9 protein-coding genes and 1 riboswitch are annotated in these 12,864 nt (G+C 28.1%); of the genes, 8 read left to right on the plus strand and 1 reads right to left on the minus strand.

The annotated features are described in order from the left end of the window. Positions 1-47: 47 nt before the first annotated feature. The 6 genes from BLS77_RS14860 (at position 48) to BLS77_RS14885 (ending at position 8,499) form a co-directional block, all read left to right on the plus strand. Positions 48-959, plus strand: coding sequence for an iron chelate uptake ABC transporter family permease subunit (locus BLS77_RS14860; RefSeq protein ID WP_207648697.1), 912 nt, complete (start codon positions 48-50; stop codon positions 957-959). Between the two features lie 2 nt (positions 960-961). Next, the gene (locus BLS77_RS14865) at positions 962-1,717 is read left to right on the plus strand and encodes an iron ABC transporter ATP-binding protein (RefSeq protein ID WP_089971633.1); all 756 of its coding nucleotides are present in this window, start codon (positions 962-964) and stop codon (positions 1,715-1,717) included. Between the two features lie 72 nt (positions 1,718-1,789). Further along, positions 1,790-2,749 carry a siderophore ABC transporter substrate-binding protein gene (locus BLS77_RS14870; protein ID WP_089971635.1) on the plus strand — a complete coding sequence of 320 codons (960 nt, stop codon included), beginning with the start codon at positions 1,790-1,792 and terminating at the stop codon, positions 2,747-2,749. 151 nt (positions 2,750-2,900) lie between these two features. Then, the gene (locus BLS77_RS14875) at positions 2,901-3,992 is read left to right on the plus strand and encodes a ribose-phosphate pyrophosphokinase (RefSeq protein ID WP_089971638.1); all 1,092 of its coding nucleotides are present in this window, start codon (positions 2,901-2,903) and stop codon (positions 3,990-3,992) included. 248 nt (positions 3,993-4,240) lie between these two features. Beyond that, positions 4,241-5,995, plus strand: coding sequence for a flavocytochrome c (locus BLS77_RS14880; RefSeq protein WP_089971641.1), 1,755 nt, complete (start codon positions 4,241-4,243; stop codon positions 5,993-5,995). A 191-nt stretch (positions 5,996-6,186) separates the two neighbouring features. Continuing rightward, the gene (locus BLS77_RS14885; RefSeq protein WP_089971644.1) at positions 6,187-8,499 is read left to right on the plus strand and encodes a M4 family metallopeptidase; all 2,313 of its coding nucleotides are present in this window, start codon (positions 6,187-6,189) and stop codon (positions 8,497-8,499) included. A gap of 144 nt (positions 8,500-8,643) precedes the next feature. On the opposite strand, the gene add is transcribed toward BLS77_RS14885, so the two are convergent. Beyond that, positions 8,644-9,669, minus strand: coding sequence for an adenosine deaminase (gene add / locus BLS77_RS14890; protein WP_089971645.1), 1,026 nt, complete (start codon positions 9,667-9,669; stop codon positions 8,644-8,646). A 92-nt stretch (positions 9,670-9,761) separates the two neighbouring features. Further along, positions 9,762-9,862, minus strand: a riboswitch (purine riboswitch). 187 nt (positions 9,863-10,049) lie between these two features. On the opposite strand from add, the gene BLS77_RS19985 reads away from it, so the two are divergent. Then, entirely contained in the window at positions 10,050-10,202 is a 153-nt protein-coding gene (locus BLS77_RS19985) for a hypothetical protein (RefSeq protein WP_175490873.1), read from the plus strand. Between the two features lie 564 nt (positions 10,203-10,766). After that, positions 10,767-12,728 (plus strand): KUP/HAK/KT family potassium transporter, encoded by a 1,962-nt coding sequence (locus BLS77_RS14895; RefSeq protein ID WP_089971675.1) that lies wholly within the window; start codon positions 10,767-10,769, stop codon positions 12,726-12,728. Positions 12,729-12,864 lie beyond the last annotated feature (136 nt).

Below are 12,864 nucleotides of genomic sequence, written 5' to 3' on the forward strand. Positions count from 1 at the left end.
TTAAAAAAGAAAGTAAATTAAAAAAGAATATTTGCATAATAGCTTTGATGATAATTGTATTCTCATTCCTATTTTTAACAGTAGGAATAAATTTCAAACATTTAGACTATGCCATGAGTCAAAGAATACCAAAGTTAATAGCAATAATTATTACTGGTGGATGTATAGCTTTTTCATCTATTATATTCCAAACTATAACAAATAATAATATATTAACACCTAGTATACTAGGTCTAGATTCATTATATATATTAGTTCAAACTATAATAGTATTCTTTGCTTCCGTTGATAGCAAATTTATTGTAAGTAAAAGTAATAATTTTTTATTAGCAGTAATTATAATGATTATTGCATCAGTATTACTTTATAAAATATTATTTGAAAAAAGTAATAATAACATATTCTTTTTATTACTTGTAGGTGTTATTTCAGGAACCCTTTTTAAAAGTATATCAACTTTTATGCAAGTAGTAATAGATCCAAATGAGTATGCAGCACTTCAAAATAATTTGTATGCAAGTTTCGCAAGTGTAAATACAGAAATTTTATTAATTTCTAGTGTAATAATAATAGGAATTATACCTTTTATATATGATGATATAAAAACTTTAGATGTAATAGGGCTTGGAAAAGATCAGGCAATTAATTTAGGTGTGGATTATGATAAAATTGTTAAAAAAATGATAGTTATAGTAGCTATATTAGTATCAATATCAACTGCTTTAGTTGGACCTATAACATTTTTAGGCCTTTTAGTAACTAATGTAACTAAACAATTATTTAAAACTTATAAACATAGCTATTTAATAATAGCATCCATATTAATAAGTATAGTAACTTTAGTAGGCGGACAGTTATTAGTTGAAAGAGTGTTTAGCTTTAATACAACTTTAAGTGTAATTATAAACTTTATAGGTGGATTATACTTTATATATTTATTGTTAAAGGAGAGTAAATAGTTATGATAGAAGTAAAAAATATAATAAAGAAATATTCCAGTAAAACTGTTGTGGATAATGTATCTGTTAATATAGAAAAGGGTAAAATAACTTCTTTTATAGGACCAAATGGAGCTGGAAAGAGTACAGTATTATCTATAATAACTAGACTTATAAAAAAAGATGATGGACAAGTTATTATAGAAGGAAAGAAATTAGAAGAATGGGATAAAAAAGAACTTTCTAAAAAAATAGCCATATTAAAACAATCTAATAACATAAACTTAAAGCTTACTATAAGAGAACTTGTTACTTTTGGAAGATTTCCACATAGTGAAGGAAGAATTACAAAAGAAGATGATAAATATATAGATAGAGCTATAGAGTATATGAAACTTAAGGATATTGAAGATAAGTATATAGATGAATTAAGTGGGGGACAAAAACAGATGGCATATATAGCCATGGTTATAGCACAAAATACAGAGTATGTGTTTTTAGATGAACCACTTAATAATTTAGATATGAAACATTCTGTTGAAATGATGAAAATACTTAGAAATCTTTGTGATGAACTTGGGAAAACTGTGGTTTTAGTTATGCATGATATAAACTATACATCTTGTTACACAGATTATATAGCAGCACTAAAGGATGGCAAACTAGTTAAGTATGGAAAAACAGAAGATATAATAAAAAAAGAAATATTAGAAGAAATCTATGAAATTAAATTTGATGTTAGAGAAATAAATGGAGATAAGATATGTATTTATTTCTAAAAAATTTTTAAAAAACTACTGATAATGAGAATCGATGAAATTAAAATATTTATTGAAAAGGAGATTTATAATATGAATAAAAAAATAGCTTTAATAGTAGGGATAGTAATAGTGGGATTAATTGGAGGAACAGTATTTTTAAGTTCAAAAAAAGGTGATACAAAACAAAATATGGGGGAAGAAATAATAAAAGTAGAACATTCTCTTGGAACAACCGATATAAAATCTAATCCTAAAAAAGTAATAGTATTTGATTATGCAGCATTAGATGCTATGGATGTATTAGAAATTGATGGGATTGTAGGGGTTCCTAAAGCGTCATCAATACCTGAGTATTTAAATAAATATAATGGAGATGAATATGCAAATATTGGAGGCCTTTTTGAGCCGGATCTAGAAAAGATAAATGAACTTAAGCCAGATTTAATAGTGATAAATGGAAGGCAACATAAATTTTATGATAAGCTTAATGCAATAGCGCCCACTATATCATTAAGTAAAGAAGATGGCAAATATATGGAATCATTTACTCATAATATGGAGGCTTTAGGAAATATATTTAACAAAGACAAAATAGTGAAAAAAGAATTGGCTAAAATAAATGAAAAAATAGAAGAGATAAATAAAGAGGTAACTAAAAATTCATATAAGGCAACAACATTAATGGTTAGCGATGGTAAGTTAAGTGTTTTTGGAGAAACATCAAGATTTGGGTTAATATATAATAATCTTGGATTTAAAAATACTGATGATAATATAGAAGCTGCAAATCATGGACAAGATATATCGTTTGAATATGTTGCGAGCCAAAATCCAGATTATATGTTTGTAATTGATAAATCAGTTGTAATGAAAGACGGAAATCAAAAACCAGCTAAAGAAATATTAAATAATGAGTTAATAAATAACACTAATGTAGCTAAAGAAGGGAAAATTATTTATTTAGATACTCACTCTTGGTATTTAAGTGATGGAGGATTTATATCTACAAATAAAATGTTAGATGAAATAATGGACGCTATAAAAAAATAATAATATTAATTTAAGGGATATTTAAAAAAAAAATAGTAAGATGAAAAAAATATTGCTGAAATATATTTATAGATACATGATTTTGATATATACTGTTATATGTTAGGAATTTTATAAAAATAAATTCTTTAGCTAATAAGGAGTGTGGAAAATGAGTGAATTAAATCATGAACTTGGATTAATAGTATTAGAGAGTTGTGCAGAGCTAGGTAATGCTGTAGACAAGTACATCCAAGATAAAAGAAATTGTACTGAATCATTCTTAATACCTATTGATGAAATAAGATTTTCAAATGGTGAAGGAAAGGTTAGAATTTCTGAGACTGTTAGAGGTAAAGATATTTATATTTTATGTGACGTTGGAAATTATAGTTGTAAATACAAAATGTTTGGATTTGAAAACCATAAAGGACCAGATGAACATTTCCAAGATATAAAGAGAACTGTTTCAGCTATAAAGGGTAAGGCTACAAGAATAACTGTAATTATGCCACTTTTGTATGAATCAAGACAACATAGACGTAAGGGAAGAGAATCTTTAGATTGTGCATTAGCACTTCAAGAGCTTGAAAGATTAGGCGTTGATGAAATTATTACTTTTGATGTTCATGACCCTAATGTTCAAAATGCTACTCCTTTATTATCATTTGAAAATATATATCCTACATATAACATAGTAAAATCACTTATATCTAATGAAGCTACATTAGAATTAAATATGGAAAAATTACTTGTAATTAGTCCTGATACTGGAGCTATGGATAGAGCAATTTATTACTCAAGTGTTTTAGGGGTAGATGTTGGTCTATTCTATAAAAGACGAGATCATTCATTAATAGTAAATGGTAAAAATCCTATAGTTGAACATCAATATATGGGGAAAGATGTAGCAGGTAAAGATGTTTTAATAGTTGATGACATGATAGCATCTGGAGAATCTGTCTTAGATATTGCATTAGAGCTAAAAGCAAGAAATGCTAGAAATGTATATGTTGCAGCAACATTTGCTTTCTTTACAGAGGGGCTACAAAAGTTCAATAAATTATATGAAGATGGAATAATAACTAAAGTTTACTCAACTAATTTAACTTATGTATCCGAAGAATTAAAGGATGCTAAATGGTTTAAGGCTGTTGATATGTCAGAATTCTTAGGTAAAATCATAAACAGACTAAATTATGGAAAGTCTATTTCAAAATATATGGATGCAACACAAGTAATACGTAGTTTACTTGAAGAATAATAGAGTTTATAAAAAGGAGCCTTTTGGGCTCCTTTTTTGTGTAAACATAAAATAGTTTCTAAAAGTTAAAAAATACCATGATAAATTATTAATAAATAAATTATTTTGTTGATAATTTAGTAAGAAATTACTTATAAGAATTTGGTATTTATATAAAATTAATAAAATGAGTATAAAATTTTACAATGGAGGATATTAAATGTATTATTAAGTGAAATGATTTTTCAACAAATGAAGGAGGAAAAATAATGAAAAAGAAAAAAATACTAGGATTAGCCTTAGCTTTGGTGATAACGTTATCGTCATTAGTGGGTTGTGGATCTAACGGAACTTTTACGGGACAAGCTGATGGAAAACATGGGGCTATAAAAGTAGAAGTTAAAATTAAAGATGAAAAAATTCAAGATATTAAGGTTATTGAAAGTAGTGAAAACATAGTATTATCTGAACCTGTATTCAATAAAATCAAAAATGTTATGGTTGAGAAGAATAACTCTAATGTAGATGCTATATCAGGATCTACTGAAACAAGTAAAGGATACATAGCGGCTGTTCAAAATGCTTTAGAAAAAGCGGGAATTAAGAGTGATGGTGATAAAATAGTAGTAGAACATCTAAAAGAAGAAGAAACAACACAAGAATATGATGTTGTTGTTATAGGGGCTGGTGGAGCCGGATTTAGTGCAGCTTTAGAAGCAGAAAAGGCTGGGGCTAAGGTGGTTATATTAGAAAAAATGCCTTCAATAGGTGGAAATACATTAATATCAGGTGGAGAAATGAATGCACCTGAAACTTGGGTTCAAAAAAATGTTGGCATAGAAAATGATAGTGCAGAAACATTTTATAATGACACATTAAAGGGCGGAGACAACAAAGGATTACCAGAAATGGTTAAAATATTAGCTGATAATGCAAAGAGTGCAGCAGAATGGTTAAGAGATGAAGTTAATGTTAAATTCATTGACGATAAATTATTCCAATTTGGGGGACATTCAGTTAAAAGAGCACTTATTCCAGAAGGACATACTGGTGCTGAAATGATTAGTAAACTTAAAATAAAGGCAGACGAAAAAGAAATACCAGTAAAGACTGAAACTGAAGTTAAAGAGCTTATAGTTGAAAATGGAAAGGTAACTGGGGTTAAGGCTAAAAATTTAGCTGGACAAGACTTAACATTTAAGGCTACAAAAGGTGTTATTGTAGCAACAGGTGGATTTGGATCAAATGTTGAAATGAGAAAAAAATATAATGCAGAGCTTGATGAAAAGTATATGTCAACAGATACTCCAGGTACTACTGGAGATGGTATAGTTATGGCTGAAAAAGCTGGTGCCAACATAATGAATATGGAATATATTCAAACTTATCCTATATGTAACCCAGAAACAGGGGTAATATCACTAGTAGCTGATTCAAGATTTGATGGTGGTATATTAGTAAATCAAGAAGGTAAGCGATTTGTAGAAGAGCTTGAAAGACGAGATGTTATTTCTAAAGCAATATTGAATCAAACAGGTAAACAGACTTATCTATTATGGAATGAAAAAATAGATGAAATATCTAATACTATAGATGTTCATAAGTCAGAATATGAAATGTTAATAAAACAAGGGTTATTATATAAGGCAGATACATTAGAAGATGCTGCGAAATTCTTTAATATACCAGTAGATGAATTAAAGAAAACAGCTGAAAGAGTAAGTGGATTCGCTAAAAATGGAAAGGATGAAGACTTTAAGCACAGGGGTAAATTAGTATCTCTTGAAGAAGGACCATACTATATCCAAAAAGCAATTCCATCAGTTCATCATACAATGGGCGGATTAGTAATTGATACAGAAACAAGAGTTTTAGATAAAGATGGTAAAATAATACCAGGATTATATGCAGCAGGTGAAGTAACAGGAGTAGTTCACGGAACTAATAGACTAGGCGGAAATGCTATTACTGATATAACAGTATTTGGTAGAATTTCAGGAGTAAATGCTGCTCAAGGTAAATAATAAACAAGGTTTATTTTAATGTAAATTTTAAAAAAATAAATTATAATATAATTAGTTTTATAAAGAGTTGAACTTAGTAATATTCTAAGTTCAACTCTTTTTATTTTTTAAAAAACTATTGTAAATTTATAACATTAATTGTATAATTTACTAAAGATATCTTTTAAATAAATAAAAATGGAGGGGTAAAAATGAAAAAAATAGCACTTTTACTAGCGGTAATATTAACAACCGTAATATCACCTATTAGTGTACAAGCTGATGAAAATAAGGGGTATTTAAAAAGCCTTATAGAAAAAGAATCATATGTATCAGATAATAATATATCAGTACAATGGGATAATGATGAAAAAACTCCTAGGTTTATTGAAGGGAAATTAAGTTCACAGCCAGTAAGTACAGAGAAAGAGGCACTAAAATATTTAGAAGAAAATTTAGATGCTTTTAATCTAAACGTTGGATCATTTAAATTGTTAAAAGTCGAAAAAGATTCATTAGGATATACGCACTATAAATATCAGTATGAAATTGAGGGGATAAGAGTATATGGATCAGATATAATTTTGCATACAGATAAAAATAATTTTGTGTGTGATATTAATGGGCTTTTAGAATCAGACGTACCAAATGAAGAATATTCAAAAAAATTTAAACTTAATAACGATAATCTAACAAATGAAGCTTTAGATTTTATCAAAAAAGATAGAGATAGCTTAAAAGAAAACGATATAACTAAAGTGATTTATAATTATAAAGAAAAATGGCAGCCTTGTTATTTAGTTAATGTTGTTGGAGACGATTACAACTATAATATATTTATAGATAGCATTAATGGACAAGCTCTAGAGATGATTAATAACATGCATTCTGAAAATGTTAGTGGTAGTGGTATGGGACAAGATGGCAAAGCTAGAGAATTGAATGTAAACAAGCAAGGAAATAAATATTATCTTGAAGATATTTCTACAACAGGAAGGATATCAACTTATGACGCTAACAATGCTAGTGATGTAAAATTAGCTAATACATTGCCAGGAAAATTAATTGTATCAGATACACCAAATTTTAATGAGGAAAGACAAGAAGCGGCTATTGATGCTCATTATTATGTAGTAAAAACAAATGATTATTTTAAAAAGAATTTTAATAGAAAAGGTTTTGATAATCTAGGCGGAACTTTAAAAGTATCAGTACATTATGGAAGCAATGAAGTTAATGCTTATTTTAATGGAAGAGATACCTTGTTTTTTGGTGATGGGGACAATGTAATGGCTACTAATTTTGCTAAATCATATGATATAGTAGCACATGAATTTACTCATGGAGTAACTAAAAATTCTGCTGATTTAGAATATAGAGGAGAAAGTGGAGCTTTAAATGAATCATTTTCAGATGTATTTGGTTGTATTATAGAAGAAAAAAATGATTGGATTATTGGAGAGGATGTAGCGCTGCCAAACAATAGGTTTGATTTAAGAAGAAGTTTAAAGGATCCAACTCTTTATAAACAACCAGCTAATATGAAAGATTATTATCAAACATCAAAAGATAATGGCGGTGTTCATACAAATTCAGGGATACCAAATAAAGCTTTTTATAATATTATGACATCTGTGGGCGTAGAAAAAGCTTCAGCTATATATTATAGAGCATTAACAACCTATATGAATAGGAAGTCTGTATTTATAGATGCCAGAATGGCTTTAGAAAAATCAGCTATTCAATTATATGGTGCAGAAGAAAAGTGGGCTGTGGGAAAAGGATTTTACGATGTTGGTATAGGAAATAATCCAGGAGAGAATCCTGGCAAAAATCCAGATGATGACTTAAAATTAAAGGAAGCTACATTAACTATAGATAATCAAGTTAATGATGGTAACTTCAATTTAAGTATATTAGTGCCAGGAAAAACATCAGCTAAAACAGTAAAACTTATAGAAAATGATAAAGTTATATTAGATCAAAAAATAGATAGTTCAAATAGTGATGTTAAAATAAATAAAGAAATAAAGGGTAAGACACCAGGAGAATATATATATTTAGTAGAGGTTAGTGATGGGAATCAGACATTGGTTTCAAAATTAAAAGTAGTTGTTGAAAAGAATACCCCACCAACTCCAAATACTGGAAATGAAATAAATACAAACTTTGATATTATTTCTGATTGGGGGACAGGTGCTAACTTTAATTTGACTATAACTAATAATAGTAGTAAAGCTTTAAAAGAATGGAATATAGAATTCTCCTTTGATAAAAAAATAAATTCTATTTGGGATGGAAAGCTAACTTCTTTAGGAAATAATAGATATAGAATAGAGGGTTCTGAATGGAATAATATTATAGATGCTAAAAAATCAGTAGTAATAGGGGGTAGTCTAGAAGGGAATTCTAAAGGGCAAAACATTTATAATATATCTGTAAATGGAGTTGCTATAGATAGTACAAAAATAGCTCCAGTAGGTCTAAATAAACTTAAACCATTAAGTTCCAATATAGTTGAATGAAAAAAGTTAGAAAACTATAAGGTTGGAGATCTGGTTATGTATAATGGTAAAAAATATATATAAACTGAACAGCTACGTAGAATTCTATGTAGCTGTTTTATTTTTAAAAAATAAATTTTATCAGTACACTATAAAAAGTTGTAACTAGCACGTTGGCTTATTATTTTTTATAGATTCAGTTAATTTGTCCTTTAACCATTCTTTAACATCCTCAGTAGTAAATGTTGCATTAACACTATTTAAATAAATTTGTTTATAATCTTCTTGGGTTATATTAAAAGTATCATATATAGATTGGCATTCCTTAGTCATATCCGTATCTGATACTGTTCTGTTATCAGTATTAATTGTTATTTTTATTCCATCATTATAAAATTTATGGATTGGATGAGATTTATATTCTTGTACTGCTTTAGTTTGAACATTACTAGTTGGACATATTTCTAAAACAATATTTTTAGCTTTAACAATATTATAGGCTTCGATACAGTCGTTAATATAAACTCCATGTCCTATCCGCTCAGCCCCTAAAAGTTCAACGGCATCAAGAACGTTTTTACCTATTCCAGTTTCCCCAGCATGAATAGTTACTCTGTAGCCATAATCTCTAGCTACTTTTATAGCGTCTACATACTCAGCTGCAAAGCCTGCTTTTTCAGGGCCTGCTAAATCAACAGCAACAACTCCTTTACCAAGGAATTTCTTGCCTTTTTCAATTACTTCTAGAGCATTAGCTGATGACATAGTTCTCATGCATGATAATATTACATTTCCTTTTATATCATATATATTTTCCGCGGACTTAATTCCTTCTATAACGCTTCCTATTATCTCGTCAATAGTTAAACCTTTGGCAGTATGAAGTAATGGCGCAAACCTAACTTCCATATACTTAACATTTTCTTTTGATGCATCCTCATAAAGCTCAAATGTAATTCTTTTTATATTTTCTTTTGATTGCATTACTAAATTTGGTAATGAAAAACTCTTTAAATAGTCATCAAGAGATGTACACTCTAATGGCGCAGTAATCTGATTTTTTATTACATCAATATTAAAAGATGATATGGTGATTCCGTCTTTTTTAGCTATATCAATTATTGTTTCTGCCCTAACACTACCATCTAAATGACAGTGAAGTTCAATTTTTGGTAAATTAAAAAAATTCATAATAATCCTCCTAAATTTATAAATATATTTTATTTTGAAAAACTAGATGATAAAAAATTCGCGAAAAAATCCCTGATTATGAAGAATACGCACCTATAGTGTATATTCTTCGTAATCAGGGATTTATTGGTACCTGGTAGAGACCTCCAAACCATATTATTGGAGTTATACGAAATTATTATATTAATAATATTGCAAAATAACTAGTAAGTGTAATTAGTTATTTTTTTACATAATTATAAATAATTTTTATTCAAGTGTCAAGCACTTTTGCGATGTTATAAAAATCATATGTGGAGTTTTTATCTTAAATGCCTAATTTATAATATAAATAAATGAATTAATTAACTATTAAATTAATGGTTAGAGGTGTTGTGATATTGCTTGTTATTAATATAGAATGGTTTTATAAAAAAACAAGTATAGAAAAAACACTAATTTTTATAGTTTTTTCTATAACGTTAGTATTAGTATCTGGGACAAGCAGTGCGAAAGCTACGAGTAAAGAAGATACTGTGACTGGAACATTTTAGGGTATGTTGGGTAGTGTCTCTTTTACATGGATTTGCTGTATTAGCTGGATTAATGCTTTTAAACGAGTCATTTAGACGAAAAAGATAGGCGGCTATAGGTCGCTTGAATCAGTTGAACTACTAGTTCAAAGAAATATTTATTTAATGACCGTAATTTCAATAATAAGTAGTGTACTAAATATTGCATATATTTATGTTTCAATTAAAAGGTTCAATAGTAGTAGATGGTAAGTTATCGGAAGTTATAATATAAAATAGAAATGAAAAATTCCAGAATTGCTTATTATAGCTAATAGAAATTGACGTGATCTTAGTTTAATAGTTTTAATTTATAATATATTGTATAACTTCCTTGATAAAGAGTACAATATATAGTGTTATGTAGAAAAATAGATATTATCAATGATATAGTTAGCAAATAGATTCCTATGTTATTAAACAATGTATATTGAGCAAATATTGACAGAATCGTTCCTTTTAGGAGATAGACAATAAAAATTTGTAGGATTATAATGATTGATGGTTCGTTTCAATATAAAATTAAAGGGAGACTTAAACAACGATATGGATAATAATATAAAGAAAAACATTAAAAATAAAATTAGTATAGCATCGATTTTAGTAGCATTAGGTATTGTTTACGGAGATATTGGAACTTCTCCACTTTATGTTATGAAAGCAATACTAGGAACAAGTGGTGGATATATATCTAAAGAACTTATTTTAGGTGGCGTATCTCTTGTGTTTTGGACATTAACACTTCAAACAACAATAAAGTATGTAATACTAACTCTTCAAGCTGATAATAATGGAGAAGGAGGAATATTCTCCTTATATACTCTTGTAAGAAAACAGGCAAAATGGTTAATTGTGCCTGCTGTTATTGGGGGAGCTGCATTGCTTGCAGATGGAATGATTACACCACCAATGACCGTAACATCAGCTATAGAAGGTTTATCTATAGTTTTTCCACTTAATACAAGTAGTATAGTTATAATTGTATTAAGTATAATAACTGTATTATTTTTACTCCAAAGGTTTGGGACATTAGTAATAGGACGAATGTTTGGGCCAATGATGTTTATATGGTTTTCAATGTTAGCAATTTTAGGATTTAGCCAAATTATTAAATATCCTCAAATAGTTCAAGCGTTTAATCCATATTATGGAATTAGTCTTTTGATAAGTAATCCTAAAGGTGTTTACATAATAGGAGCAGTATTTCTTTGTACTACAGGGGCAGAAGCTCTTTATTCAGATCTTGGCCATTGTGGTAGGGAAAATATTCATTATACATGGATATTTGTAAAAATATGTTTAGTTATGAACTATCTAGGTCAAGGTGCTTACCTTATGTTAAGACAAGGAATGGTGATTCAAGAAAATCCATTCTTCTTAATTATGCCAAGTTGGTTTATTATACCAGGGACAATTATAGCTACTTTTGCAGCCGTAATTGCCAGCCAAGCACTTATATCGGGATCATTTACATTGGTTGCAGAAGCTATTAAATTAAATCTTTTCCCGAAATTGCAATTTAGATATCCAAATGATGAAAAAGGTCAAATTTATATACCAGCAGTAAATTTTACACTTTATATTGGCTGTGTATTGCTAGTACTTCATTTTAAAAAATCAGAACATATGGAAGCAGCATATGGATTATCAATTACAATAACAATGCTTATGACAACTATTTTATTAACTCAATATTTAAAATATAATAAGAAAAAAAGAGTTATGGGAAATATAGTTTTTAGTATATTTATGGTATTGGAATTAAGTTTCTTATATGGTAACTTATTTAAATTTTTAAATGGCGGATACATAACAGTTTTAATTGCAGGGGCAATTATGTTTATTATGTATATTTGGATTTACGGTTCAATTATAAAGCGAAGGCTTAATGAATATGTTGATTTATCAGATTATCATTATCAATTTAAGGAAATAAAGGAAGATAAAGAACTTCCTCTTTACTCTACTAATCTTGTATATTTAACACAATCACCTAATTATAATAAAATTGAAAATAAGATAGCTTTTTCTATATTTAATAAGCAACCTAAACGTGCTAAGTATTATTGGTTTATAAATGTTAACGTGACAGATGAGCCATATACAACAAATTATAGAGTTAAAACTATTATTCCAAATGAAACTTTTAGCATTCAATTTAATCTTGGATTCCGTGTTGATCAAAGAATTAATGTGTTCTTACGTCAAATTATTAAGGAACTTGTTTCTAGTGGTGAATTAAAATCTACTGCGAAGGAATACATGATTAATAATAGTGAAACATGTTCAGTTGGAGATTTTAAATTTGTATTATTAGAAGAAATACTTTCTAATGAAAGTCAAATTTCAGCTTGGGATAGTTTTATTATTAGCTCAAAATTAGCAATTAAGAAATTAACTGTTTCACCAGCAAAATGGTTTGGAATAGATACAAGCAATGTTGAGATAGAAAAAGTTCCTGTTGTTATAGGTAATAGAGAAACTTTAAAACTAACAAGAATAAGTTAGGCATAGTAAAATCTTTTAATAGTGAGTATATGGAAAAATCAGTATACAGGACTTATTATTGTCTATAATAATATAATTAATTAAAGATTTAGAGGCACTAAAATTTAGTGCCTCTAAATTTTATAAAAAAAATTAA

It is taken from the genome of Clostridium gasigenes (assembly GCF_900104115.1).
Lineage (GTDB): Bacteria > Bacillota > Clostridia > Clostridiales > Clostridiaceae > Clostridium > Clostridium gasigenes.